This window comes from Flavobacterium sp. KMS, from assembly GCF_000813005.1.
Lineage (GTDB): Bacteria > Bacteroidota > Bacteroidia > Flavobacteriales > Flavobacteriaceae > Flavobacterium.
Genome location: NZ_JSYP01000008.1, coordinates 63,063 through 88,994, shown reverse-complemented (window position 1 = coordinate 88,994; position 25,932 = coordinate 63,063). Strand labels below are relative to the sequence as shown.

At 32.2% G+C, this 25,932-nt stretch carries 20 protein-coding genes; 9 read left to right on the top strand and 11 right to left on the bottom strand.

Annotation, left to right across the window (positions count from 1 at the left end; translation table 11 throughout):
• Positions 1 to 40: 40 nt before the first annotated feature.
• The 9 genes from OA93_RS09885 to OA93_RS09845 all read left to right on the top strand — a co-directional run bounded on the left by OA93_RS09885 (position 41) and on the right by OA93_RS09845 (position 16,394).
• Complete coding sequence (locus OA93_RS09885; protein WP_039113090.1) at positions 41 to 2,785, top strand: histidine kinase; 2,745 nt, start codon at positions 41 to 43, stop codon at positions 2,783 to 2,785.
• A gap of 243 nt (positions 2,786 to 3,028) precedes the next feature.
• Positions 3,029 to 6,025 (top strand): SusC/RagA family TonB-linked outer membrane protein, encoded by a 2,997-nt coding sequence (locus OA93_RS09880; protein WP_039113022.1) that lies wholly within the window; start codon positions 3,029 to 3,031, stop codon positions 6,023 to 6,025.
• A gap of 4 nt (positions 6,026 to 6,029) precedes the next feature.
• Positions 6,030 to 7,511 carry a RagB/SusD family nutrient uptake outer membrane protein gene (locus OA93_RS09875; protein ID WP_039113021.1) on the top strand — a complete coding sequence of 494 codons (1,482 nt, stop codon included), beginning with the start codon at positions 6,030 to 6,032 and terminating at the stop codon, positions 7,509 to 7,511.
• Positions 7,512 to 7,579: 68 nt separating this feature from the next.
• Positions 7,580 to 8,950 carry a glucoamylase family protein gene (locus OA93_RS09870; RefSeq protein ID WP_039113020.1) on the top strand — a complete coding sequence of 457 codons (1,371 nt, stop codon included), beginning with the start codon at positions 7,580 to 7,582 and terminating at the stop codon, positions 8,948 to 8,950.
• A 14-nt stretch (positions 8,951 to 8,964) separates the two neighbouring features.
• On the top strand, positions 8,965 to 9,666 hold the full coding sequence (locus OA93_RS09865) for a prolyl oligopeptidase family serine peptidase (RefSeq protein ID WP_039113019.1): 702 nt from the start codon (positions 8,965 to 8,967) through the stop codon (positions 9,664 to 9,666).
• Positions 9,667 to 9,676: 10 nt separating this feature from the next.
• Positions 9,677 to 11,977: a beta-glucosidase BglX gene (gene bglX / locus OA93_RS09860; protein WP_039113018.1), complete on the top strand. Its 2,301-nt coding sequence runs from the start codon at positions 9,677 to 9,679 to the stop codon at positions 11,975 to 11,977.
• A 133-nt stretch (positions 11,978 to 12,110) separates the two neighbouring features.
• The gene (locus tag OA93_RS09855) at positions 12,111 to 12,893 is read left to right on the top strand and encodes a glycerophosphodiester phosphodiesterase family protein (protein ID WP_039113017.1); all 783 of its coding nucleotides are present in this window, start codon (positions 12,111 to 12,113) and stop codon (positions 12,891 to 12,893) included.
• A gap of 51 nt (positions 12,894 to 12,944) precedes the next feature.
• Complete coding sequence (locus tag OA93_RS09850; RefSeq protein ID WP_240474720.1) at positions 12,945 to 14,882, top strand: discoidin domain-containing protein; 1,938 nt, start codon at positions 12,945 to 12,947, stop codon at positions 14,880 to 14,882.
• A 129-nt stretch (positions 14,883 to 15,011) separates the two neighbouring features.
• Entirely contained in the window at positions 15,012 to 16,394 is a 1,383-nt protein-coding gene (locus OA93_RS09845; protein ID WP_039113015.1) for a M20/M25/M40 family metallo-hydrolase, read from the top strand.
• 71 nt (positions 16,395 to 16,465) lie between these two features.
• Here OA93_RS09845 and creD read toward each other — a convergent pair whose 3' ends face one another.
• The 11 genes from creD to OA93_RS09780 form a co-directional block, all read right to left on the bottom strand.
• Positions 16,466 to 17,818 carry a cell envelope integrity protein CreD gene (creD, locus tag OA93_RS09840; protein ID WP_039113014.1) on the bottom strand — a complete coding sequence of 451 codons (1,353 nt, stop codon included), beginning with the start codon at positions 17,816 to 17,818 and terminating at the stop codon, positions 16,466 to 16,468.
• A 20-nt stretch (positions 17,819 to 17,838) separates the two neighbouring features.
• The gene (locus OA93_RS09835; RefSeq protein WP_039113013.1) at positions 17,839 to 18,159 is read right to left on the bottom strand and encodes a hypothetical protein; all 321 of its coding nucleotides are present in this window, start codon (positions 18,157 to 18,159) and stop codon (positions 17,839 to 17,841) included.
• Positions 18,160 to 18,163: 4 nt separating this feature from the next.
• Positions 18,164 to 18,616: a hypothetical protein gene (locus OA93_RS09830; protein ID WP_039113089.1), complete on the bottom strand. Its 453-nt coding sequence runs from the start codon at positions 18,614 to 18,616 to the stop codon at positions 18,164 to 18,166.
• A gap of 62 nt (positions 18,617 to 18,678) precedes the next feature.
• A complete protein-coding gene (locus tag OA93_RS09825; RefSeq protein WP_039113012.1) occupies positions 18,679 to 18,975 on the bottom strand; it encodes a transcriptional regulator in 297 nt (98 codons plus the stop codon).
• Between the two features lie 3 nt (positions 18,976 to 18,978).
• Positions 18,979 to 19,668: a YiiX family permuted papain-like enzyme gene (locus OA93_RS09820; protein ID WP_039113011.1), complete on the bottom strand. Its 690-nt coding sequence runs from the start codon at positions 19,666 to 19,668 to the stop codon at positions 18,979 to 18,981.
• 32 nt (positions 19,669 to 19,700) lie between these two features.
• Positions 19,701 to 20,306 (bottom strand): hypothetical protein, encoded by a 606-nt coding sequence (locus tag OA93_RS09815; protein ID WP_039113010.1) that lies wholly within the window; start codon positions 20,304 to 20,306, stop codon positions 19,701 to 19,703.
• Positions 20,307 to 20,389: 83 nt separating this feature from the next.
• Complete coding sequence (locus OA93_RS09810; protein ID WP_039113009.1) at positions 20,390 to 21,295, bottom strand: hypothetical protein; 906 nt, start codon at positions 21,293 to 21,295, stop codon at positions 20,390 to 20,392.
• An 18-nt stretch (positions 21,296 to 21,313) separates the two neighbouring features.
• Complete coding sequence (kdsA, locus tag OA93_RS09805; protein WP_039113008.1) at positions 21,314 to 22,132, bottom strand: 3-deoxy-8-phosphooctulonate synthase; 819 nt, start codon at positions 22,130 to 22,132, stop codon at positions 21,314 to 21,316.
• Positions 22,133 to 23,343: 1,211 nt separating this feature from the next.
• A complete protein-coding gene (locus OA93_RS09790) occupies positions 23,344 to 23,793 on the bottom strand; it encodes a hypothetical protein (RefSeq protein ID WP_039113005.1) in 450 nt (149 codons plus the stop codon).
• Between the two features lie 135 nt (positions 23,794 to 23,928).
• Positions 23,929 to 24,606 (bottom strand): lysoplasmalogenase, encoded by a 678-nt coding sequence (locus OA93_RS09785; RefSeq protein ID WP_039113004.1) that lies wholly within the window; start codon positions 24,604 to 24,606, stop codon positions 23,929 to 23,931.
• A gap of 10 nt (positions 24,607 to 24,616) precedes the next feature.
• Positions 24,617 to 25,888 carry a sterol desaturase family protein gene (locus OA93_RS09780; protein ID WP_039113003.1) on the bottom strand — a complete coding sequence of 424 codons (1,272 nt, stop codon included), beginning with the start codon at positions 25,886 to 25,888 and terminating at the stop codon, positions 24,617 to 24,619.
• Positions 25,889 to 25,932: the final 44 nt, after the last annotated feature.

The window sequence follows — 25,932 nt, the reverse complement described above, 5'->3', positions numbered from 1 at the left end:
TGAATAAATGTGATTATATTTGATGATAAATACCAATATTTTGAAATCAAATCTTCTTAAATCACTTTTCCTTATTTTTATAGCGTTACAAGTTCATGCTCAAGAGTTACTCCCTTTTGTAGAAAACTATAATAAATCTAATTACGAAGGTGATAATCAGATATGGAGTGTTGCGCAAGGAAATGATAATGCGATGTATTTTGCAAATAATCATTATTTGGTGCGTTATAATGGAGTAGTTTGGGAAAAATATACTTTGCCAAACAAGACTATCATTCGCTCGATAATGGTCGAAGGAGATAAGATTTATTCAGGTTCCTATAAAGAGTTTGGTTATTGGTATAGAGAAGATGGAAAAATGAAGTATGTTTCTATCTCTAAAAATAGGGGAGTATTTGATGAAAATGAAAATGAAGAAGTATGGAAGATTTTTAAATTTAATGATGTAATATACTTTCAATCATTTAATCAAGTTTTTGCTTATGATGGAAAAAGAATCAAGAAAACTAAACTACCGTTTTTAATATCCTATTGCTTTATTATCAATAATCAGTTGCTTGTAGCTTCTGTAGAACATGGTGTTTATGTTTTAAAAGGGGATAAATTAAGCCCAGTAAAAGGATGGAATACCTTAAGAAATAATGTTATTCATGCGATCGAAAAGTATAAGAATAAGACATACATTTTTACACATAAAAACGGAATTTTTGTAGAAGATAAAGGAACTTTAATTGCCTGGAATAATCCATTAAATGGAATCCTAAAAAGTGCCAATATAAATGTTGCCCGATTTTTAAAAAATAACAAGCTTATAATTGGTACCGCCGGAGACGGGATTTATATGTTTGACTTTAATGATAATTCTTTTAAAAACATCAATAGAAAAAATGTATTGATGAACAATTCTATCTTAAGTATAGGGCTGGATAAAGAAAATGATTTATGGTTGGGACTCGATAACGGAATAGCGCATATTGAAGTTACTTCGCCAGTATCTATTTTTTATGATAATTCGGGAGTTTTAGGATCAGTATATTCAGTTGTAAACATCGAGAAGGGATATTTAATGGCATCTAACCATGGTGTTTTTAAATATGTAGATAAAAAGCTCTCATTGATTCCTAATAGTCAAGGTCAGGCTTGGAATATAAGTAAAATAGGTTCTAAATACTTTACTGGTCATAACGAAGGAACATTCTTGTATGAAAATGGACAGTTTTCTAAATTAAATACAACAAATGGAGGTTGGAATTTGACTAAGAGTAGTATTGGTAATTCTTATTTTCAAGCAACATACAGCGGAGTTGTTGTGTATAAAGACATTAATAACTTAGATGAAAAAGTTATCTTAAACGGATTAAAGAAACCTATAAAATATGTAGCTCAAAACAAAAAAAATGAAGTTTGGGCAGCTGATAATTATAGAGGTTTATATAGAATTTTATATAACGACGATTACGAGACAAAAAAGGTAGAAAACGTTACGCAACACAGTAAAATTAAAAATGATTTTGGTGTAAAAATATTTGAGTTTAGAAAGGAAATACTCTTTTTAATAAATAAAACGTGGTACACTTATAATTCGATAGCGAATCAATTAGAGAGAAACGAACTTTTTAATTCGAATTTTAGTAATATTTCTGATGTAGCTGCTATTGACGAAAGTCATTTTATATTGCTACAAGACGGGTTTTTGTATCACATTTATGCAAATGGTAATAAATTTATCTGGAACAGTATTCAAGAGAAATATTATAAGGGTAAAATAATTAATGACAATCTGAATATTTTTAAAAATAACAATAACTATTTATTAAATCTGGATGATGGTTTTATTTCTTTTCAATTAAAAGACATCAATAAAGAAAAACTAAATTTAGAGGTTGAGGCGTTCAATAACGAAAACTTGATAGAGAATAATTCGAGTATAAATTATAATACCGAATTAAAAATAAATGTAATCTCAGGAATATTTGGGGCATCAAAACCAAATTTGTCTTATAAAATTAATGGAGAAAATAAATTTATTCCCATAAAAGACGGTTTAATTGTTTTGAACAATTTAAATAGCGGTTCTCACGATGTCGAAATATTTAATCATGATGGTTTAAGTTATAGTAAGATTGCAAATTTTGAATTTGTAGTTGCAAAACCATGGTATCTTTCTGCTTGGATGCTTTTGTTGTATTTGTCTATTATAGGTGTTGTTTTGTATATCTATTATAAATGGAATAACATACGCTACTTACAAAAACTTGAATTAAGAGAAGAAGAGCTAAGACATCAAAAGAAAATTCTGGAAATGGAATTGAAAGCCGAGAATGATTTAAATAGTCAAGAGTACCAAAAACATATTCTTGAACTAGAGTTACAAACTAAATCATCAGAGGTAGCAGGTAAATCACTTTCTATTGCCAAGCAAAGCGAAATGATTGAAAAGATACAAGGCATTCTAGATTCTGAAGCAGATTTTAATAAACTCAAAAGTGAAATAAAGAAAGCGATTAAAATAAATGCTGTTAATAAACATGAGTGGGAAACTTTTGAAAATAATCTGAATCAGATACACAACGAGTTTATCACAACTCTTTCTCAAAAATATCCTAACCTGACTTCAAAGGATATTAAGCTTTGCATTTACCTAAAAATGAATCTTTCCTCAAAAGAGATTGCACCTCTAATGAACATCTCATTTAGAGGAGTAGAACTACATCGTTATCGATTAAGGAAGAAATTGAACCTTGTACAGGACGAAAACCTTTCTAATTTTCTATTAAATATATAAAAACACCCTATTTTTTTAGGGATAATATATTATTTAACTTTAAATTTTATCATATAACAATACATCATTACTACATCAACATGATGTATGATGGTGTTTTTGTGTTTTTGTAATTTATTAAAAACCATTGACTTAATGTGTTTTTTTGCTGTTTTGATGTAGTCATGTAGTATTTCTATTTAACGCACTATAACGTTGTAATTATCTAAGTTTGACAAACTAACTTTAACAATTTATTAATATATGAGAAATCTTATTTTTAGCTTATTAGCGCTCATTCTACTTCCAGCATATATGTCTGGTCAAGTAATTAAAGGTAAGGTTTTGGATTCACAGGGTATGGCAATTCCAGGAACAATGGTCGTTGCCACAGAATCTAGAACTTCAACAGACACAGATTTTGATGGTAATTTTGAAATTAAAGCCAAAGTAGGCGAGACATTAAAAATTAGCATGGTTGGTTTTGAAGCTTCGACTATTAAAGCAACTTCAACTCCTATGAGTATTGTTTTAAAAGAATCAGAAGATACAGCTTTAAAAGAAGTTGTTGTTATAGGATACGGAACAAGAAAGAAAATAGATAATACTTCGGCAGTTAACTCAATTAAGTCAGAGGAAATCACAAGAATGAAAGTAATGAATGCTTCTCAGGCAATACAAGGTAAAGCTGCAGGGGTTCAGGTATCATCTTCTGATGCTCCAGGAAGTACTCCTTCGATAGTAATTAGAGGAGCTGGTACTGCATTAGGAGGAAGAAACCCATTATATGTGGTAGATGGTATGCCTACAGAGAATATCAATAACATTAATGCTAATGATATTACTTCGTATGAAATCTTAAAAGACGCTTCTGCACTTGCAATCTACGGGACAAGAGGTGCTAATGGTGTAATAATGATTACTACTAAAGCTGGAAAAGGTAAACTTACCGTTGAATTGGAGAGTTTTACCGGTTTTAGAACTCCTTTGAAAAAAGTGAAAATGGCTAATAATGATGAATTTGTTAGCTATAATAACTTAGCTTCTAGTGATAAATACCCACAAGGAAGATTTTCTAAAGATCAGCCATATAATACAAATTGGATGGATGAAATAACAAGAACGGGAACTTATTCTCAAAATAATCTTGCTATTTCTGGATCTACAGAAACGGTTAAATACTTTTTTAGTGTAGGTAATTATGAAGAAAAAGGAATTTTGAATGGATCAAATTATGGTCGTACAACTATTAGAAATAATAACGAGTATAAAATCTCAGACAAGCTTAAATTGTCTCAAAATTTAAGTGTGACTACTATAAAAAACAGACCAATGCCTTTAGGTGCATTTTCTGCTGCTTACAGACAATCTCCATTAGTTCCTGTACGTTTTCCTAGCGGAAAATACGGAGTGCCATTTATAAATGAAGCAACAGGAATTATTGCTGAAAATGGTAATAAATCGTTTAATAATGTTGGAAATCCAGTAGCTCAGTTAGATTATACTAATGAGCAACAACAAAGTGTTATTTTGCAAGGTGGGTTAAAATTAGATTACGAGATTAGTAAATCATTAAAGTTTACCTCACAGTTTAATGCAGAGTATTACACTTACAAGCAATATAATTATGTAGATAATGTTGCTCTTTGGTTAGCAGCAGATCCTAATCGTATACAAGGAGATTATCCTAAGGAGTTAAATATAAATACATTAACAAGAGGAAGAGATGAATATTTCAATTGGAATTTATCTAACTACCTAACATATAATAAAGTTTTTGGTGATATTCATGATATTGAAGTTACAGTAGGTATGGAATCTAATGTAAATGGTACCAGACAGAAATTAACAATTGATAGAAAGAACGTATATCCAGACTCTAATTACTGGTCTTTAGAAAATGTAAATGTTGCTGGTTCAGTAACAGGTTACAAAGATGAAGCTCTTAATCAAAGAAGATTAGCATCTTATTTTGGTCGTTTTCAATATAAATTAATGGATAGATATTTACTTACAGGTACTGTAAGACGTGATGGTTCATCACAATTTTCTGATGATCAACGTTGGGGAACATTTCCATCTGTTGGTTTAGGATGGATTATGACAAAAGAAAGTTTCTTAGCTGATATTAAAGGATTAGACTTATTAAAATTAAGAGGTTCTTGGGGTAGATTAGGAAATCAAAATGTACCACTTAATACTCAGATATTAACTTCAGGATTAGATTACCCTGGTTTTGGTTCAGGTACAACTATCAATTCTCAAATAGATCCTAGTTTAGGTTGGGAGATTGTAGAGGAACTTTCAGGAGGTTTTGATTTTGAATTGTTGAATAATAGATTAAAAGGATCTTTTGATGCGTATAGCAAAAACACAACAAATACAATTTTGAATGTTAAGCCATATTCAGCTTCAGGAATTACTCTACCTACACCTGCACATGTTGGTGAAGTATCTAATAAAGGATATGAAGTTGCATTACGTTGGGATGATAGAATAAACGACAATTTTAGTTATTGGGTAGGAGGTAATTACTCTTATAATAAAAATGAACTTACTAGTCTTAAAAATGTTCAATTATCTCCTGTAATTGGTGGTAGTTTATCAAATGGACAAAATGTTAAATTGCTTGACAATACTGCTATAGGTCAGCCTTTAGGTAGTTTTTATATGTTTCAATATGCAGGTGTAGATCCAGATAATGGCGAAATGTTGTATTACAAAGCAAATGGTACTAAAGTTGTTCAGGAAGGTTTAGATGAACTTAATGATAAAAAGTATGTAGGTTCACTTTTACCAACTTCTACTTATGGGATTACTTTAGGAGCGAACTACAAAAACTTTGATTTTTCTGTTGACGGTTACGGAACAGGAGGAGCAAAAGTATACAACGGTAAAAAAGCACAACGTTTTGGAGGAGAAAATATAGAAGCTTCTTTAGTTGGTAATTACGGAACAGCTTCAACTCCTGCACCTTTTAATAAAACTCCTTTTGCTTCAACTTTTTATTTAGAATCTGCAGATTTTTTCAGAATCAATAATATTACTGTAGGATATAAACTTCCTCTTAGAGAAGATCAGTTTATTAGTTTTTGCCGAATATATGTAAACGCAATTAATCCATTCATTACACAAAAATTCTCAGGGTTTTCACCTGATGTCACAGGTGATGGTAAATTAGTTGAAGGTACTCAGGGAGTTGAGCTAGATGCTTACCCATCATTGAGATCATTTGTTATTGGTGCTAATTTAAAATTTTAATATTATGAAAAGATTATATATATCAATGTTTGTTCTTTCTGGATTATTCTTTTCTGGATGTTCAAATGAATTTTTAGATGTAGATCCAACACAAGCTGTTCCGGCCGATCCAGCGTTAGTGAATAGTGATGCGGGAGCTTCAGGTTTTGTAACGGCGATTTACAATCAGTTTTTAAATTGGGACATGTCTTCTTTTGGTTGGAACGCAGTTACAAGTATTATTTCTGACGATGCCGATAAAGGTGCTGACTCTGGGGATGATGGTGTTGATAAAGGTATTATTGATGCTTTAACTTATAATGCTTCGACTCCATCTTTTCAATCTACTTGGGATGCTAATTATGCAGGTATAAACAGATGCAATCAGGCATTGGCAATGTTTCCTAAGTTAGATAAGGTAACACCTAGTTTGAAAGTGAGATTAGAGGGGGAAGCCAAGTTTATGAGAGCTTTTATGTACTTTACTTTAGTAAAAGGATATGGAGGAGTTCCTATTGTAGATCATTTGGCTAGTGTTCCAATTACGGAAGATGATAGAAAAATGCAATTGACCCGCAAGACTACAGCAGAAGTTTATGCTTTTATTGAAAGTGATTTAAATGATGCTATAGCAAATTTACCTGAAAAATCAGCTTATTCAGGTGCTGATAGAATGCGTGTTTCTAAAGGTGCTGCATTTGCTTTATTAGCAAAAGTAAATTTATACCAAAAAAATTGGCAAAAAGTAATTGACAATTGTGATAAAGTAACTGGATATGTTCTAGTTTCAGATTATGCTTCTATGTATAAATTAGATGGAGAATTTGGTCCTGAATCTATTTTTGAAATTAACGGAGTAGGTTCAACTTCTTCCCCAGGATTTGGGATTGGAAATTATACAGCTTCTCAAGCACCACGTGGAGCTGGAGGCTGGGGTTGGGGGTTCAACATACCTTCTGAAGGTTTAGCAAATGCTTATGAAGCGGGAGATGTTAGAAGAAGTGCTACCATTATTTTTAAAGGATCTACTTTATACGATGGTAGAGAAGTACCTTCGACAGTAGATAACCCAAGGTATAATTATAAAGCATATTCATCTGCTTTTTATAATCAAGAATTTACAGATACAAATCTTAGATATTTAAGATATGCTGAAGTATTGTTAATGAAAGCGGAAGCTTTAAATGAATTAGGACAAACATCAGCAGCTATTCCTTTCTTAAATCAAGTTCGTAAAAGAGCAAAATTAGGAGATACACCTTTTTCTTCTCAAGATGATGTTAGAAAAGCAATCTGGAAAGAAAGAAGAGTAGAACTAGCTTTTGAACATGACAGATGGTTTGACATTATTAGAACTGGTCAAGCAGAAGCTGCGATGAAAGCAGACGTAAGCCCTGCTTTCCCTAACGGGAAAAATTTTATTGTGGGTAGACATGAATTGTTTCCACTTCCAACAACTTTCATAAGAGAATCTGTAGGATACTCAAATCAAAACCCTGGTTACTAAAATACCAAATAATCACTTCCTCCATATTCTGGAGGAAGTGGTATTTATTAATTGCATAAATTTTTATAATGATTAGAATTTCAGTTTTATTGATGGCTTTTGTTTTTTTAGGTTGTGGATCAAAAATGGACAAATCTAAAGAGAGTACTGTAGCTCCCACAGTTGTAAAACTATCGGATGAAGAGCTTATGGATGTAGTGCAAAAACAAACTTTTAAGTATTTCTGGGACTATGCTGAACCAAACTCGGGATTGGCGAGAGAGCGCTATCATCCTGATGGGGTTTATCCCGAAAATGATGCTAATGTTGTTACGACCGGAGGTTCTGGTTTTGGGTTAATGGCAATTGTGTCTGGAATGTCAAGAGGTTACATTACAAAAAAAGAAGGTACAGAGAGACTTAATAAAATAGCTGATTTCTTGGCTCAAGCCGACCGTTTTCACGGAGCTTGGTCACATTGGATTGATGGAAATACAGGAAAAGTAAAACCATTTGGAACTAAAGATAATGGAGGAGATTTAGTAGAAACTTCATTTTTAGTTAGCGGAATGATTACGGTTCGTGAATACCTAAAAAATGGTTCTGATGCAGAAAAAGCGGTTGCAAAAAAATACGATGCACTTTGGAAAGGGGTAGACTGGAAATGGTACACCAATAACAAGAATTTCTTGTATTGGCATTGGTCGCCTACTTACGATTGGCAAATGAATTTTCCTTTAGAAGGATATAACGAATGTTTAATTACTTACATATTGGCGGCAGCTTCGCCAACACACCCAATTACGCCGAAAGAATACCACGAAGGTTGGGCAAGAAATGGGGGAATAGTTACGGATAAAACCAAATATAATATTCCCCTAATTCTAAAACATAATGGAGCTGAAGAGTTTGGAGGTCCTTTATTTTGGGCACATTATTCATATGTTGGACTTGATCCAAACCAATTAACTGATAAATATGCAAACTATTGGGATCTTAATGTAAATCACGTAAAGATCGATTATGAGTATTGTGTAGAAAATCCTAAGAAATTTAAAGGATACGGTTCTGATTATTGGGGATTAACAGCATCTTATTCTAGAAATCCTGACGGAACTACAGGTTACAATGCGCATATGCCAAGTAACGATGTAGGAGTTATTGCGCCAACAGCTGCAATTAGCTCAATTGTTTACACACCAAAAGAATCTATTGCAGTGATGCGTAATTTATACGAAAATCATAAAAAAGATACTTGGGGAGTAGCAGGATTTTACGATGCTAGTAGTTTACAATACGGTTGGACTGCTCAACGCTATTTGGCGATAGACCAAGGCCCAGAAGTGGTTATGCTAGAGAACTATCGTTCGGGTTTATTATGGAAATTATTTATGAATGCTCCAGAAGTTAAACAAGGATTGATAGGATTAGGTTTTCACTCAGGTAAATACGGATTCTAGAAAACAGTTTTAATATGAAGTATAAATTAGCAGTAGTAGCTCTATTATTTTCGTTCATTTCTTTTGCTCAAACAACTGTAAATGGGAAGATCAAAACCGAAATCATTCAAAAACATGAACTAGGGTACGCATTGCATATTCCAGCGGATATAAAAGAGAAGAAACCATTGCTAATTTTTCTTCATGGTTCAGGCGAAAAAGGAACCGATATTGAGAAAGTAAAAATTCACGGTCCATTTAAGTATTTAAAAGATCACAAACTCGATGCTTATGTTCTTGCTCCACAATGTCCAGAAGGCGAAGAATGGGATGCAGAAGTTTTATACCGATTGATCTTAAAAATCCAGAAAGAAAACAATATAGATTCAGATAGAATTTATGTTACAGGATTAAGTTTAGGAGGTTGGGGAACATGGAATTTAGCTTTTGCACATCCGGATATGTTTGCAGCAATAGTTCCTATTTCGGGGTTTGTAGATTTAATTCAATTAGAGCAAACCTGTAAAATAGCAAAGATTCCAACACGTATTTTCCATGGATTAATGGATGATGTCGTGAATATAGATTATGCGATTGCAATTTATAAAGAATTAAAAAAATGTAATAGCAATGTAGAGTTGACCATTTTTGATGATGCAGGTCATGATAGTTGGTCAAGAGTATATGACAACCAGGAAATTTATGATTGGATGTTTAAACAAGTAAGAAATAAATAAAACCCATAGAATGAAAAACAAATTAGTAATACTCTTTTTAGGATGTGCTTTTTTGAGTTATGCTCAAAAAAAAGAAGCCAAAAAAACTGTAAAAATTAAGCCAAGATCAGAGTTCGTTTCAGAGTTGATGTCAAAAATGACAGTAGATGAAAAAATCGGACAGTTAAATTTACCAACTTCTGGAGATATAACAACTGGTCAGGCTAATAGTTCTAATGTTGCTAAAAATATTGAAGAAGGAAAAGTAGGTGGACTATTCAATATTAAATCAGTTCAAAAGATAAAAGAAGTACAAAAGATTGCAGTCGAAAAAAGCCGATTGAAAATTCCTTTGCTTTTTGGTATGGACGTTATTCATGGTTATGAAACTACATTCCCAATTCCGCTAGGATTATCTTGTATTTGGGATATGAAAGCAATAGAAAGAAGTGCTCAAATTGCAGCACAAGAAGCTAGTGCAGATGGTATTAACTGGACATTCTCACCAATGGTAGATATCTCTCGTGATCCACGTTGGGGTAGAGTTTCTGAAGGTTCAGGAGAAGATCCGTATTTAGGTAGTGAAATTGCAAAAGCAATGGTTAATGGATACCAACAACACGATCTTTCAAAAAAGAATACTATTTTATCATGTGTAAAACATTTTGCTTTATATGGTGCGCCAGAAGCAGGACGTGATTACAACACGGTAGATATGAGTAAAATAAGAATGTATAATGAATATTTCCCACCATACAAAGCTGCTATTGATGCAGGAGTAGGTTCGGTTATGGCATCTTTCAATGAAATTGACGGAATTCCAGCAACTGGAAATAAATGGTTAATGACCGATGTTTTAAGAAAAGAATGGGGTTTTAAAGGATTTGTAGTTACAGATTATACTGGAATTCCAGAAATGATCGATCACGGAATGGGTGATTTACAAACTGTATCAGCATTAGCATTAAATGCAGGTGTAGAGATGGATATGGTAGGAGAAGGATTCCTTACTACATTAAAAAAATCATTGGCAGAGAATAAAGTAAGCATAGAACAATTAGATAATGCTGTGCGTCTTATTCTTGAAGCAAAATACGATTTAGGATTGTTTGAAGATCCTTATAAATACTGTGATCCAAAAAGAGCTAAAACAGAAATTTTTACTGCAAGCCATAGAGCCGAAGCTAGAAAAATATCTTCACAATCATTGGTTTTATTAAAAAATGAAAATCAATTATTGCCTTTAAAAAAATCAGGAACAATTGCAGTAATTGGACCATTGGCTGATGCCAAAGAAAATATGCCAGGTACTTGGAGTGTTGCTACAAATATGAAAACTGCTATATCATTATTAGCAGGAATTAAAGATGTTGCAGGAAAATCAACAAACGTACTTTATGCAAAAGGAAGTAATCTTGATTATGATGCTGAATTTGAAGAGAAAGCAACAATGTTTGGAAAAACATTACACCGTGATAACAGAACTAAGGAAGAATTACTTGCAGAAGCTTTAAAAGTTGCTTCACAATCAGATGTAATTGTAGCTGCAATTGGAGAATCTGCAGAGATGAGCGGAGAAAGTAGTAGTAGAACTAACTTAGAAATTCCACAAGCACAAAAAGATTTATTACAAGCATTATTAAAAACAGGAAAACCTGTTGTTGTAGTTTTATTTGATGGTCGTCCGTTAGTAATAAAAGAAGAAAGCGAAACAGTTCCAGCTATCCTTAATGTTTGGTTTGCAGGAAGTGAAGCAGGACATGCAATTGCAGATGTTTTGTTTGGAGATGAGAATCCTTCAGGAAAATTAACATCTACATTCCCAAGAAGCGTAGGACAAGTGCCTATTTATTACAACCAAAAAAATACAGGAAGACCACTTGTAAACAAAGAAGGAAAATTTGAGAAATTCAGATCAAACTTTATTGATGAAAGAAATGAGCCTTTATACGCTTTTGGTTACGGATTAAGTTATACAACTTTTGACTATTCAAACTTGAAAATTTCATCTGATAAAATGAACTTCACAGGAAAACTAAATGTTACTGTTGATGTTACAAATACAGGAAATTATGACGGTAAAGAAGTAGTTCAATTATACATAAGAGATTTAGTAGGATCTGTTACAAGACCAGTAAGAGAACTTAAAGGTTTCCAAAAGATAGACCTTAAAAAAGGAGAAAAAAGAACTGTGAATTTTGAAATTACTGTTGAAGACTTGAAATTTTACAATTCAGACTTAAAATTTATTGCAGAGCCAGGACAATTCGACATATTTGTTGGAACTGACTCAAATGCAGAGAAGAAAGTTAGTTTTGAGTTAATCAAGTAATTGGTTGGTTTGATTGATTCGTGTTTGGCCCTTCGTTATTGGTTTCGAAGGGCCTTTTTTTTAACTTAAAATGGCGTAGTTTTTAAGTAAACTCGCTACCTATTAACTATTTTAAACCTTAAAAAATTATACAATGAATGCTAGTAAAATATTAAGCGCATTTTTTATGCTAACAATATTTGTTTTCACTTCTTGTAATGTTACAAAAAACGGAATTGTTGCACATCGAGGAGCTTGGAAAAAAAATAATTTACCAGAAAACTCTATAGCTGCACTTAGGCATGCTATCGATTTAAAAGCGGTAGGGTCAGAATTTGATGTAGTCATGACAGTCGATGATTCTCTTGTTATAAATCACGACCCACATTATAACAAACTAATTGTTGAAGAAACAAAATATGCCGACTTAATAAAGTTTAAACTCTCTAATGGAGAAAAGCTACCAACCTTACGAGAGTATATTCTGGAAGGACAAAAAAATAATAAACACACAACTTTAGTTTGCGAAATAAAACCGTCGGGAGTAAGCAAGGAAAGAGGGAAGAAAATTGCCTTAAAAGTGGTGGAAACAGTAAAGAAGCTTAAAGCTGAAAAAGTAACTACATATATCAGTTTTGATTACGAAATCCTGAAACAAATTAGAGAAGTAGATTCAAAAACTACATTACAATATCTAGAAGGAAATAAATCTCCTAAAGAAGTAAAACTAGATAATATTACAGGTGTAGATTATCATTATTCAGTTTTTAAAAAACATCCGGATTGGATAAAAGAAGCAAAAGATAATAAGATAAGCTTAAATGTTTGGACTGTTAATGAAGTTGATGATATGGATTGGATTATTGAAAATAAATTTGACTACATCACAACCAACGAACCAGAATTATTAGCCGAAAGAATAAAGACTAAAAAATAGATTTTTTGAGAGAATAAGATTCAGCCAGATTATGTGTAAAATATAAAAGATATGATGAAAATTAACTATAAACTATATTCATTAGCAGCACTTTTGTTGCTTTTGGTAGGATGTAAAATTCATACATCAGAACCTAAAACAAACCTTCTTGGAAAAACGGAATGGTTTGATCCAAATAAACCAGCATCAACATATTGTAATCCAGTAAATATTGGATACAATTACACGACCGAAAACCATAACGGAATCCCCGAATCACGCCGTTCGAGCGCAGATCCTGTGATTATTACCTATAAAAATGAATACTATTTATTTGGCACCAATCAGGCAGGATTCTTTTGGAGTAAAGATATGTCCAATTGGGAATTTGTTTACGGTAGTTTTCAGAGACGTCCCGCCGATGATGATCAGTGTGCGCCAGCAGCTTGGGTTGTAAACGACACTATGTTTTATGTAGGTTCAACCTGGAAAAAAGACCATCCTATTTGGAAAACAGCTAACCCAAAATCCGGACGTTGGACAAGACATGTTGATACAGCTATGTTACCAACTTGGGATCCGGCAATTTTTCAGGACGATGATAAAAAAGTATATATGTACTATGGTTCAAGTGGAAAATTACCACTTGTGGGTACCGAAGTAGATTATAAAACATGGTTGCCAGTAGGAAATCAGGCAGAGTATGCCAAACTATATGCAGCAACCGAAGTAGAGGATATTCAGCATCCATATGGCGAAATAAAAGAAGTAGTAGGTTTAGATCCTGCAAATCATGGTTGGGAACGTTTTGGACCTAATAATGATATGGAACCTGCGCCGTGGGGGAATTTTATCGAGGGAGCTTGGATGACCAAACACAACGGAAAATATTATATGCAATACGGAGCGCCAGCTACCGAGTTTAAAGGTTATGCCAATGGAGTACATGTGGGAGATAATCCGTTAGGGCCATTTGTTTATCAAAAACACAATCCGATGTCATATAAACCAGGAGGTTTTGTAATAGGAGCAGGACACGGAAATACTTTTGCAGATAATTATGGGAATTATTGGAATACAGGAACATGTAAAATCTCCATAAAAGACCGTTTTGAGCGTCGTATCGATATGTTTCCGGCAGGATTTGACAAAGATGATGTAATGTACTCTATTACATCTTATGGTGATTTTCCGATAGTCTTACCGACAAAACAACGTGATCAGACAAAAGGAGCTTCTGCAGGTTGGATGTTATTATCATATAAAAAGCCAGTAACGGTTTCTTCTTCAGAAGAATGTATGGAAGTTCAAACACATAGAGTTGATAACGGAGGGAAAAAAGTATTTGAGAAATTTTGTTACGGAGCTAGTAATTTAACCGATGAAGATATTCAGACCTATTGGTCGGCAAAAACAAGTAATCCAGGCGAATGGTTACAGCTAGATTTAGGTAGAAAGATGCAAATAAATGCACTGCAAATAAATTATGCCGATCATAAAGCAACGCAATACAATAAGGCAATGGATATTTATTATCAGTATAAAATTTTTATGTCTGATGATGCTGTAAATTGGACTTTGGTTGTAGATAAGTCTAGAAATGACAAAGATGTACCACATGATTATGTCGAACTAACAAAACCAATCAAGGCACGTTACATAAAAATGGTGAATATTCATCATGCTTCAGGATTATTTGCAGTATCAGATTTTAGAGTTTTTGGAAACGGATTGTTAGAAAAACCAAAGTCAGTTTCTGAATTTAAAGTAGACAGAAGTGCTACAGATTCTCGTAATGCTATGATTTCTTGGAAAAAGCAATCAGATGCAATAGGATATAATATTTATTACGGAATTGCTCCTGATAAATTATACAACAGTATAATGGTTTATGATGAAGGTTCATACGACTTTAGAGGCTTAGATAAAGGAACAAAGTATTATTTTACTATTGAAGCTTTTAATGAAAATGGTATTGCAGAAAAAAATCAGATTATAGAAGTAAAATAATTTAGATTTAATCTTCAGAAAAGGTTCTGGAAAATTTCACGGAGTTGTAAAGAATTTTGTTCCTTTGTGAAACTGATTTGAATAAAGTTAAAATCAGAATAATTAACCATACAAAATGCTATATAACCAATGAAAAAAACATCTTTATTAACTGTTTTTCTTTTAACAGGATTGGTGTCGTTTGCACAAACACCAGATGAAAAGAACATTAAATCAATTTACAAAGCTGCGCTAACCCAAGCGAAATGTTACACTTGGTTAGAATATTTATCTAACGATATTGGAGGGAGACTATCTGGTACAACAAATGCTGCAGAAGCAGTACAATACACTAAAAATCAATTAGAAAGTATTGGACTAGACAGAGTATATCTTCAAGAAGTAATGGTGCCACATTGGGTTCGTGGAGAAAAAGAAACAGCTTACATTTTAGACAATAAAACAAAAACTGTAGTACCAATTACAGCTTTGGGAGGTTCTATAGCTACACCAAAAACTGGAATTACCGCAGAGGTAATCGAAGTAAAGGGAATTAAAGAGCTAAACGAACTAGGAGATAAAGTAAAAGGAAAAATTGTATTCTTTAACAGACCAATGGATCCTGAAAATATAGAAACATTTAAATCATACGGAGGTTGTGTAGATCAAAGATATGCAGGAGCAAAAGAAGCTGCTAAATTTGGAGCAGTAGGAACAATTGTTCGTTCGATGAATTTAAGATTAGATGATTTTCCTCATACAGGAGCACAAAGTTATGGCGATTTACCAAAATCAGAATACATACCAACGGCTGCAATTAGTACAAATGGAGCAGAATTATTGAGTAAGTCTTTAAAGAAAAATCCAACTTTAAAATTTTACTTTAAACAATCTTGCGAGCAATTACCAGATGTATTGTCACATAACGTAATTGGAGAAATAAAAGGAACAGAACATCCAGAAAACATTATGATTGTTGGTGGACATCTTGATTCTTGGGATTTAGCCGATGGTTCTCATGACGATGGAGCAGGAGTAGTGCAAAGTATGGAAGTAGTTCGTATCCTTAAAAACTTAGGATATAAACCTAAAAACACAATTCGTGTAGTATTGTTTATGAACGAGGAAAACGGAGGTAAAGGTGGAGCTATGTACGAAGAGATGGCACAAAAAAATAAAGAGAATCATATTTTTGCTTTAGAGAGTGATTCAGGAGGATTTAGTCCAAGAGGATTCTCTTTTGAGACAGACGATGAAAACTTTAAGAAAATCGAAAGCTACAAAGGTTTATTTGAGCCTTATTTAATACATAGTTTTGTAAAAGGACATAGTGGTTCAGATATCGGACATTTAACATCGGCTAAACCACTTGTAAAAGCTGGATTAAAACCAGATTCACAACGTTACTTTGATTATCACCATGCAGCCAATGATAAATTTGATGCAATAAACAAAAGAGAATTAGAACTTGGAGCTGCGACAATGGCATCATTAGTGTATCTAATTGATCAAAACGGAATCTTGACTAAATAGTCTCACTATTTATAAATAAAAGCAAAGCCACTTAATTATATAAGTGGCTTTTGTTTTTTATATAGATTATATTATTTACCCCAATCTATTTTTCTTGAAAAGTACATTACAGCTGCAAGAATTAAAAATAAACCTACACTTCCCACCAATAATGCGTAATTCTCTAATTGGATAATAACATAAATAAAAGTGTATAATCCGGTGAGTGAAAATCCGATGAATATGGGGAATTTTTTATTCTTTAAAATCGAAAATGAATAAGCAGTAATAAGCGATATAACGGCTATTCCAGATAATATATACGCTTTGGTAAAATTACTATGTTCAGTTATCGAAATTAATAAAGTATAAAACATAATTAGAGCCAAACCAATCATTGAGTATTGGAAAATATGGATACTGATCTTGCTCATATTCTGGATCAAAAAGAAAATCAAGAATGTAAGTCCGATAACAAGAAAACCATATTTAGATGCACGCTCATTTTGTTGGTATTGATCTACAGGAATCACAAAGTCAACCCCAAAACTATACATACTTAAATCAGGCAGAATATCAAAAGCTTGTTGAGAGAATGCTCTGTTAATATGTAAAATTTTCCAATTTGCTGTAAAGCCAGTTTCACTTATCTTTTTGGTTTTATCATCAGGCAGGAAATTACCAGTAAAACTAGGAGAAGCCCAATTAGATTTCATTCCAACATTGGTAGTTTTCCCAATCGGGACAATCTTAATTTGTTTACTACCATTGTAAGTAATACCAAAGCTATAATCGGTTTTAGGAGACGATAGTATTTTTGTTAAATCGATGTAACCTGTTTCAAGAGCCTCAGTAGTATCCGATTTAGACGAATTATATACAGGTTCAAAAACATAGTTAGTAGTTCCAATTTTAATTTTAACTTCCTCTTTTATACTTTTTAAATTTGTAGTTTTAATTAATATAGTTGCTTTGTCCCATTGAATGGTTTCTGGAGCAATATTTTTGCTACTAAAATCGGGTTGAATATAATTACCGTTAAATTGCATATTAGTTGTAAATACAGCCGATTCATAATTATTTCTATTCAGTATTTTCGTGTCAATATTCGAATTGATATTTAGTTCTTGAGGGAAAAAATAGGCATATCTTGTAGATGCCACTTTTTGCTTTACCGTTTCTTTCGTTTTTTCGTTTATAGTTACTGTTTCCTGATAAGAAGTATAGGGAATCTTTAATATAGGTCCATAGATATAGACACTTTCTCCCCATTTATCATTGATTTCACTAATAACATCGTTTTGTCTGTAAGAGCGTTCCGAGATTAAATTTTTTACATATTCCAGAGGAATTAATAAAAATAGAGTAAGTAAGCCTACCATAATCATTTTGGCAGTATTAGACTGAAAAATAGAGGTCGGTTTTGGAGTTTCGTTTGTTTCCATTGTAAAGTTGTTTTAAGGTTTTATAATAAATTAAGTTTGATAATGATTGTATAGTACAAAAGCGCAATAGGGATGTTTGATAATAGAATTAAAATCTTACGACCTATGTATTCCCTTTGACTTGGTATAGAAATGAAACTCTCTACTAAATGAAATAACATTATGGCATTAAGAAATAAAGCGGCAACGGTAAAAAGAAAGCCAACAATCAAGATATAAGAGTTGTCTTCTACAAGTACAAACAGTGCAAAAAAGAGCGAACAAATTATAAGACTACCAATGGTGAGTTCAGTTGATGCTCTACATTCAAATTTTTCATGGTTAATTAAATCATCTTTCATCGTTTTAAATTTTAAAAGTTTTTTTAATGGATTGAATAGGAGTGAGTAACATTTTGGAGAAATCCAAATAATAAAAAGGCATTGCTTTTTTTCCTCTTTTATATTGCTCTAAGAAATAACCAAGTTGAGTAGGATAGAAGATAGTCCCTGATAGAATTACCATAAACAAATACAAACTCTTTTTGCTATTACCCAAAAGATAATATTGCATTCCGATTTCGTCTATAACAGTAATTCCGGTATTGGTCAATACATGAATGATGTCATGATCTTCTAATTTGGCTTGAATATCAAAATTGTTTCTACGAAGAAAATCTCCCAAACCATATCCTAAACTTCCTTCGGGGAAGGCAAGTAATTCATCCTTGTTAATTTCCCAAGGCGCATTTTTCTTCATGTATTTCTGATATGGTTTTCGAGACCACTCGTACATTTTTTCTATTAATAAATCCTTCATATTTTTTCGGTTAGTTTTTTTAAAAGTACTTTGTATTTCAAAGTTAATAGGTAAAAAAAGGCTCACTTCTTCTGTATCAATTTTTCAAGAGCATCAATGTGTGCAACAAATGCAAGTTTTCCGTCTTTGGTTGCCCTATAACTAGTGTTGGGCTTTTTGCCAATAAATTGTTTTTGTATCTCAATATAGTTTTCTAGTTCTAATGCTTTAGCATGGCTCGCAAGATTACCATCCGTAACGCCCAAAAGCTCTTTCAGAGTACTAAAATCAGCCGATTCATTGACCATCAATACAGACATGATTCCAAGTCTAATTCGATGATCAAAGGCTTTATTTATATTTTGAATGATGCTTTTCAATTTTTAATAGGTATCAATTACGGTTTTTAATAATTTCGAATCCACAATGTTCGAAGGTGCAACAACATCTTCCTCAAGCGGGATATTATTACCATATCGTTCTTTTAATATTGCTTTAACTCTAGGATCTTCTAGGTTAAAGTCTTTTAATTTCTGTAACGGACATAACTCAATACCTGCTCCATTTTTATAAATCTTCCAAATTAATTCAGAACAATAAATTTTAGCATCCGACCAACTAAAATGAGCATCATAATCTCTATTAAGGAAATTACGACTATATATCTCCATTTTTTCAATAGTAGTAGGAGTTAACGCAGTTGTATCTTTTAACCTCTTTACAAGATAACTTTGATTTTTTCCATGCTCAATCCATTCGTCCAGAGGAGTTAGTTTTACGGGTTGTACAGCTTCAAAAACAAAACGTTTACCGTCTAAAATATAAACGATTCCGCAATGTGAGAATTTAGATTTTGTAGCAATTCTTACCGCTTCACACTGACTAGATTCTGAAGTTTGAAAAATTAAATCACCTGCCTGGATTTTGTCTAACAAATTAATCTTTAACTTTGGATTTTCAGCTGTTGGTTTCGAAAAAGGATTGTTCGGAAAAAACTGCTTTGTAATGTATAAAGCAAAGCAAAAGCTAATTATCAAGGTAACCCCTGCGAAAATATATTTAAAATTTTTCATGTTTTACTTTTTAGAGTTATGACAAATAAAGATTATTTCCTATCGTATTTAAAGTACATAACGCTTCCGTATATAATATGGCAAACTCCAAAGCCTAATGCCCAGAATTCCAAAGCGTAACCAGAGAATTCAGTTGAAATTAATCCAAGGATAATTATGGTAATTCCTAAATAACGCACATCTCTCAAAGTATATTTACTTGCATTTACACAAGCTAATCCGTAAAATAGGAGAGTGACTGGACCGATTAAACCATAATAACCATTTCGAAGCAAAAGTAAGCCGAAAATACCACCAGTAACAAGCGGAATCAAAAAATTGATTAATACTCTTTTAGAAGTAGAATTCCATATTTTTTCTCCCTGCTTTTTGGCTTTGCTAACAGTTAATATCGCAGCAGTTATAACAGAAAATAATAGTACCAAAAAAGCAGTTAGTACAATTAACTTAAAAGTTTTACTTTCCAGAGTTACATAATAACTCGAATGGCTTTCAATAAGACCATTGGCGATGTGAGCGCCAATAAGAGCATATATTCCTGCCATAATTCCTGATAAGCCACTTAATGAAATAAACTGCGAAGATTTATTCATCATGTTTTTTATTTCAGTAATATCCTGTAAATATTTATCTTCCATATAAAGTACTTTGAATTACAAAGTAAATAATAAAAAAAATAGTCACCAAATAAAATGATGACTATTTTTTATGAATTTGTAAATTATATTCTGAAGATACCTCCGAAAGCAATAATTCTTTGGAAAAAGAAAAAGTCTTGAGAAGCACTATCATCGCTACTTTGTGTAGTTCTAATGTCTTGCATATTAATATAGCCACCTTTTAACTCCCCTTGAATATAAAAGTGTTTAAAGAAAGTAATATTTAAACCAGCTTTAGCCGATAATCCATAACCTGAAACATGAAAATCATCATGACGCTCTTTTCCTAGAAGTGTTGTATTTGTTTTAGGAAATAAAAGACCGACACCTAAACCTTCGGTTAAGTTAATTTGAACTTTATCTGTATTAGGAAGATTGAACAAAGACGAAATATCATCATGTCTTGAAACCTCTGTATTAACATAGTTCAAACCATCTGTATGTTCGTACATTAAAAAAGGAGGAGGATTTTGAATAGTACCTTTATCAACACCACCTTCCTGAGCACCATATAAAGACATATCTACAGGTGTATTATTGTAAATGCCGTTGTAAAAAGATCCAGCTTGATCTGTAGGTAAATCAATATATCCATTAACATTAGCTGTTTGATTTTGACTCATTACATATTTCATGTGGTCTACACCAATGGTTACACTATAATGGTCGCTAAAAAAATAACCCAAGCGTAAATTAGTTTGAGGAATGGTCATTCTTGCAGGATTAACATAATCCATGTGCCACCCTTTTGGTTTGTCATGAGCAGACATATTCTCAACTGTAAAGTTGTAATCTTTCCCTCTAAAGTTAACATCTGATTTGCTGTAACTTTCTCTGTTACCACCCCAGGAAACAAAGAACTTACCTTTATTATGTGCAGTGTATTTTTCTTGTAACGGCATTTCTTCTTGTGCAAATGTGTTTATTGAAAAACACAACAAGAAAAATAATATAAAATTAGTTTTCAAAGTATTAAGTATAAAAAATTAAAATTGATTAATAGTTTTTCTGATGGCAACTAGTTTGGTCATTAAATCTTCAAAATAGTCTAAATGTAACATGTTTGCACCATCACTTTTGGCGTTAGCCGGATCAAAATGAGTTTCGATAAAAATTCCATCAACACCTACAGCAATACCCGCTTTTGCAACAGTTTCGATCATATCAGGTCTTCCGCCAGTTACACCTACAGTTTGGTTAGGTTGCTGAAGCGAATGTGTTACATCAAGAACCGTAGTAGCATATTGTTGCATTGTTGGGATCCCTCTATAATCTACAATCATGTCTTGGTAACCAAACATAGTACCACGATCAGTAACCATTACGTTTTGGTTGTTACAATCTAATACCTTCTGTACGGCATGTTTCATGCTTTCAGGGCTCATAAATTGTCCTTTTTTCAAGTTTACTACTTTTCCAGTATTGGCTGCAGCCACAACAAGATCAGTTTGACGTACTAAGAATGCAGGAATTTGTAAAACATCTACATATTGAGCGGCCATATCTGCATCCTCATTAGTATGAATGTCAGTTACAGTAGGAACATGAAATGTTTCAGAAACTTTTCTTAAGATTTTTAATGCTTTTTCGTCACCGATTCCAGAGAAACTATCGATTCTAGAACGGTTGGCTTTTTTAAATGACCCCTTAAAAACATAAGGAATCTGAAGTTTGTCGGTAATACCGATTAATTTTTCAGCAATACGCATTGCCATTTCTTCACCTTCTATGGCGCAAGGCCCTGCAAGTAAAAAGAAGTTACCGCTATCTGTATGCTTAATTTGTGGAATATGTTGTATGTTCATAGTTTGTAATTTTTGAAAGTGCAAAGGTAGTTAGGATTTGCGATTTACAGATTAAGAATTAAGTTTTTTTTAAGAAGCCTCTTTGCACTATTGATGTACTATTTTTTGTTTAAAATGCTTTTTCATGGATTTTCAGGAGCTTCCATTGGGCGCTCTTTAAATTCATGAAAACCAGCTTTCTTAAAAAATGATTTCCACTTTTATCGGGGCAATATTAAGGCATTGAAATAAACTAATCAATGACATTTATCATATATAGCCTATCTGGTTCTTTATGTTTTTCTTTGGTGTATTTGTACGTCTAAAAGTTTTTGGTATTACTTGTTGCCAACAAGTAGTTTCTTCCTAAGTTTTATATAGAAAATCCCAAACAGAATTTGTGTAAGTAAAAAAAGAATATTTATAAGTGTTTAAATGCCAATTAGTATTTGAATTCTAGATATAAAAAAATCAAAATAAAGATAATGGAAACCGAGTAGGTGTTATATTTTAACTTTAGTAAGCAAAACCTCTGGAATGGTTAGCAAAAGATGAAGTGCGAATTTTTTTGAAGTTTATTTCATCAGTAATTCTCGAAAGCTTCCAATAATAAAACGTTACCACAGATAAAACAATAAATTTAATCAATACTGAACCAACTCTCGCAAAATCGATAGCAATTAAACCCGAAAGCAACGAAGACAAAAATCAGAATTTGGATAGAAAATATAATGCGGAAATACCAATTACTGATAAAGCTATGAAAACTATGAAAGCAGTTTTTGTTTTAAATATAGTATCTTATTTAGCTTTTCTTTCTTTCTTTTAAAATTTTAATAAAAAACTGAAGAAGTATTAGAATACATAGGACTATAATAAAAAAGATAATAGACATTAAAACTCCAAAAAAGGGCATTCCACATCTTGTTGAATTCGGATGCTCATCAAAATATTTTGAAAGATTATAATTGGCGATGTAAATAGCAGCAATAGAAAATATTATTTGCGAGATAAAGCTTATTAGGCTTATTTTTCCAAATTTAAGTTTAGTAGAATTTTTGAAGAATATAGTTTTCGAACCAACTATTAATTGAAATAGTATTGGTAAAATAACCAAAATTAAACATGCTATCCCGAACATTACTATTAGTTTAAATTATGTTTGTTTGCTTTCAGATTGTTCTATAAAATCTTTCCTCTTTTAGTCTTGCTTCTACAAACAAGTCTTTCTTCTATTTCTTTAAAGTCAATCCAAGTGGAACCATTAAAACTCCTTTTTCGTAGATATTAAGATATAAATTGATTGGTTTTTTTTGTCCTTCCCATTTTAATTCATAAACATCTAGAAAACCAGCTCCCATATCGCTTCTTTTGCTAGGGAAAGGGCAGCAACTTTCAAGTTTAGTATAAGTTATCTTTTCTCCATTTGGTCCAGCCAGAGCGTTTAAAAAGCGTTGTTGGTTAATTACTTCATCTTTAGATGTTCTGTAAAATATATTTACAGGGTAATCTTTATCATAACCATATTTCTTGTCTTTGCTATATTCAGTGATTATAAAAGTATTGTCTTTGCTTAAAGTTAAGTTTGGCGCATTATCATCTACATTTTTTAAAGTAGATTTTGTACTCACACAAGATGTGGCTGTAATAAGTAAAATGATAAAAAGAGCTATTTTTTTCATGTTTTGACAGTTTTATGATGCAAATGTAAAAGGTTTTGATAAAATTAAGCCACAGATTAAAAGTGATTAAAAGAAAATCTGCTAAATCTGCGTGCAAAAAAAGCTTAAATCTGTTTAATCTGCGTAATCAGTACTTTATTTTGTTTTTACTGAATTCAGTTTTAAAATACCAATTACAATCAGATATTGTGCCATAAGATAAGTAAGCATTATAAAAAAGGAATTTTTATAAATAGGTTCATAAAATTTATCCATTGCAAGGATGCTATCCGAAAGCACAAAAATAATAGCACCAACAAGAATGTATGTGTTTGCAGGTTTTTTCCAAATTAAATATCCGCTAAAAGCGTACAAAAGCATGGTAGAAATAGTTAATGCATAAACAATAACAGGAAGTTGCAAGTCGCCAAGTTTTGGTAATAAAACGGTAAGCATTGTTGCTAAATAAACTAAAATAAATCCAAAGCCAATAAAGAAAACACCTTTGTTTTTAGGAACATCTGGCTTGTTTTGTTTGTTAAACAGAATAATATAAATAACGTGAGATATCAGGAAAGCGACCAAACCTAATATAAAATAGATTTCGGCCTTATCGGCAAATAATAAAATTACATCACCAATCCATGAGAATAATAAAGCTCCAAGAAGTATTTTTTTTGAAGGAAAGTCTTCAGAAAGATAAACAGCAAGCCATAAAATAGGGATGAGTAATCCCTTTAAGTACCAAGCAATATTTTCAAGATTATAAAGAAGAATTAAAAGATAAAAAAAACTAAAACCAATATAGAATTTTAAAAGAAAGGGGCTTTTCATAATTTGTTTTTTAAGAGTTTACCAGAACTGGTTTTATGTTTTTAAAATCGACTTTTACAAAATAAATCGTGACTAGTAAAGAGATAATATGATACCCGATAACAACGATATTACCAAAGGGGAAAACAGAATTAAGCCCAAACCAATCTCCAAAATAAAGAATAATTGCAAGAACAGTTAGTAAACGTAGGCTTTCCCATAGAATAGCAAAACGGTTTTTATCCATTAGTTCAGTATAACTATAAATAGTTATAAAAATAAAAAAGCCATAATAAAAGATATTTGGGAAACCAATCTTGGCAATATTACTAAACAAGTAACTTACAAACAGCAATGTTATCATAACTTGGGTAATCGACCAAAAAATGAGTTTGTTAGAGTTATCGGTTCCGTACTTGGCGTAGTTATATACATCGGTGATTTTGTTGACAGGATATTTTTCTTCAAAATTTTCAGGACGCCAACCTGTTGGTTTAAACCAAATTGTGAATTTATCTTTCCAGTTTTCGGCTCGCCAGGCATCACTAATCATCAATGCCAAATGCTGAAAATTTATTCGGATCGGATTCCATGTATTTGCGGGTCTTGTAATACCAAAAACAGGCGGAACTGTATCTAGTTCTTCTTGAAAAGTGCCAAAAAGTTTATCCCAGAATATAAAAATCTGCGAATGGTTTTTGTCCAGATATTCAGGGTTTATAGCATGGTGAACCCTGTGATGAGAAGGTGTTACCAATATATGCTCCAAAACTCCCATTTTCTTGATATATTTAGTGTGATACCAAAACTGTAAAAACAAATGAAGGGGCAATGTTATAGCGATAACACTAGCAGGAATTCCAAGTAATGCAGCGGGAATAAGCAAGAATGTAAATAGATTTACAAAACTAGCAATAGGTTGTCTTAATGCACAAGCCAGATTAAATTCTTCACTACTATGATGAATGGCATGTTTGTTCCAGAGAAAATTAATTTGATGTGATAAACGATGACTCCAGTAGCCATAAAAATCTATTACAAAAAATCCGATAAGATAGGTGAGGACAGTAGTTTCGATATGATAAATGGCGATTTTAGAAACCAGCCATTCATAAGAAATAAAGGTAATTGTAAGCCCGAGAACGTCCTTAACCGAATTTGTAATTCCTGAACTTATGCTAGAGACACTATCGATTAGAGGAACGTGGTCTTGTTTTATATATAAACCATAAGATTTCTCGATTATAATTAATAATAAAAAAATCGGCATTGCAATAATTAGTATTTTCCCGTACTCTTCCATAAAAAAAATAGTGTAATTTATTCAAATATAGAATAAATTACACT

What these genes read in the sequence shown, in the direction of transcription:
- OA93_RS09880 (WP_039113022.1), top strand. Translation starts at nt 3,029, where the DNA reads ATGAGAAATCTTATTTTTAGCTTATTAGCGCTCATTCTACTTCCAGCA.
- OA93_RS09875 (WP_039113021.1), top strand. Translation starts at nt 6,030, where the DNA reads ATGAAAAGATTATATATATCAATGTTTGTTCTTTCTGGATTATTCTTT.
- OA93_RS09870 (WP_039113020.1), top strand. Translation starts at nt 7,580, where the DNA reads ATGATTAGAATTTCAGTTTTATTGATGGCTTTTGTTTTTTTAGGTTGT.
- OA93_RS09865 (WP_039113019.1), top strand. Translation starts at nt 8,965, where the DNA reads ATGAAGTATAAATTAGCAGTAGTAGCTCTATTATTTTCGTTCATTTCT.
- bglX (WP_039113018.1), top strand. Translation starts at nt 9,677, where the DNA reads ATGAAAAACAAATTAGTAATACTCTTTTTAGGATGTGCTTTTTTGAGT.
- OA93_RS09855 (WP_039113017.1), top strand. Translation starts at nt 12,111, where the DNA reads ATGAATGCTAGTAAAATATTAAGCGCATTTTTTATGCTAACAATATTT.
- OA93_RS09850 (WP_240474720.1), top strand. Translation starts at nt 12,945, where the DNA reads ATGATGAAAATTAACTATAAACTATATTCATTAGCAGCACTTTTGTTG.
- OA93_RS09845 (WP_039113015.1), top strand. Translation starts at nt 15,012, where the DNA reads ATGAAAAAAACATCTTTATTAACTGTTTTTCTTTTAACAGGATTGGTG.
- creD (WP_039113014.1), bottom strand. Translation starts at nt 17,818, where the DNA reads ATGGAAACAAACGAAACTCCAAAACCGACCTCTATTTTTCAGTCTAAT.
- OA93_RS09835 (WP_039113013.1), bottom strand. Translation starts at nt 18,159, where the DNA reads ATGAAAGATGATTTAATTAACCATGAAAAATTTGAATGTAGAGCATCA.
- OA93_RS09830 (WP_039113089.1), bottom strand. Translation starts at nt 18,616, where the DNA reads ATGAAGGATTTATTAATAGAAAAAATGTACGAGTGGTCTCGAAAACCA.
- OA93_RS09820 (WP_039113011.1), bottom strand. Translation starts at nt 19,668, where the DNA reads ATGAAAAATTTTAAATATATTTTCGCAGGGGTTACCTTGATAATTAGC.
- OA93_RS09815 (WP_039113010.1), bottom strand. Translation starts at nt 20,306, where the DNA reads ATGGAAGATAAATATTTACAGGATATTACTGAAATAAAAAACATGATG.
- kdsA (WP_039113008.1), bottom strand. Translation starts at nt 22,132, where the DNA reads ATGAACATACAACATATTCCACAAATTAAGCATACAGATAGCGGTAAC.
- OA93_RS09790 (WP_039113005.1), bottom strand. Translation starts at nt 23,793, where the DNA reads ATGAAAAAAATAGCTCTTTTTATCATTTTACTTATTACAGCCACATCT.
- OA93_RS09785 (WP_039113004.1), bottom strand. Translation starts at nt 24,606, where the DNA reads ATGAAAAGCCCCTTTCTTTTAAAATTCTATATTGGTTTTAGTTTTTTT.
- OA93_RS09780 (WP_039113003.1), bottom strand. Translation starts at nt 25,888, where the DNA reads ATGGAAGAGTACGGGAAAATACTAATTATTGCAATGCCGATTTTTTTA.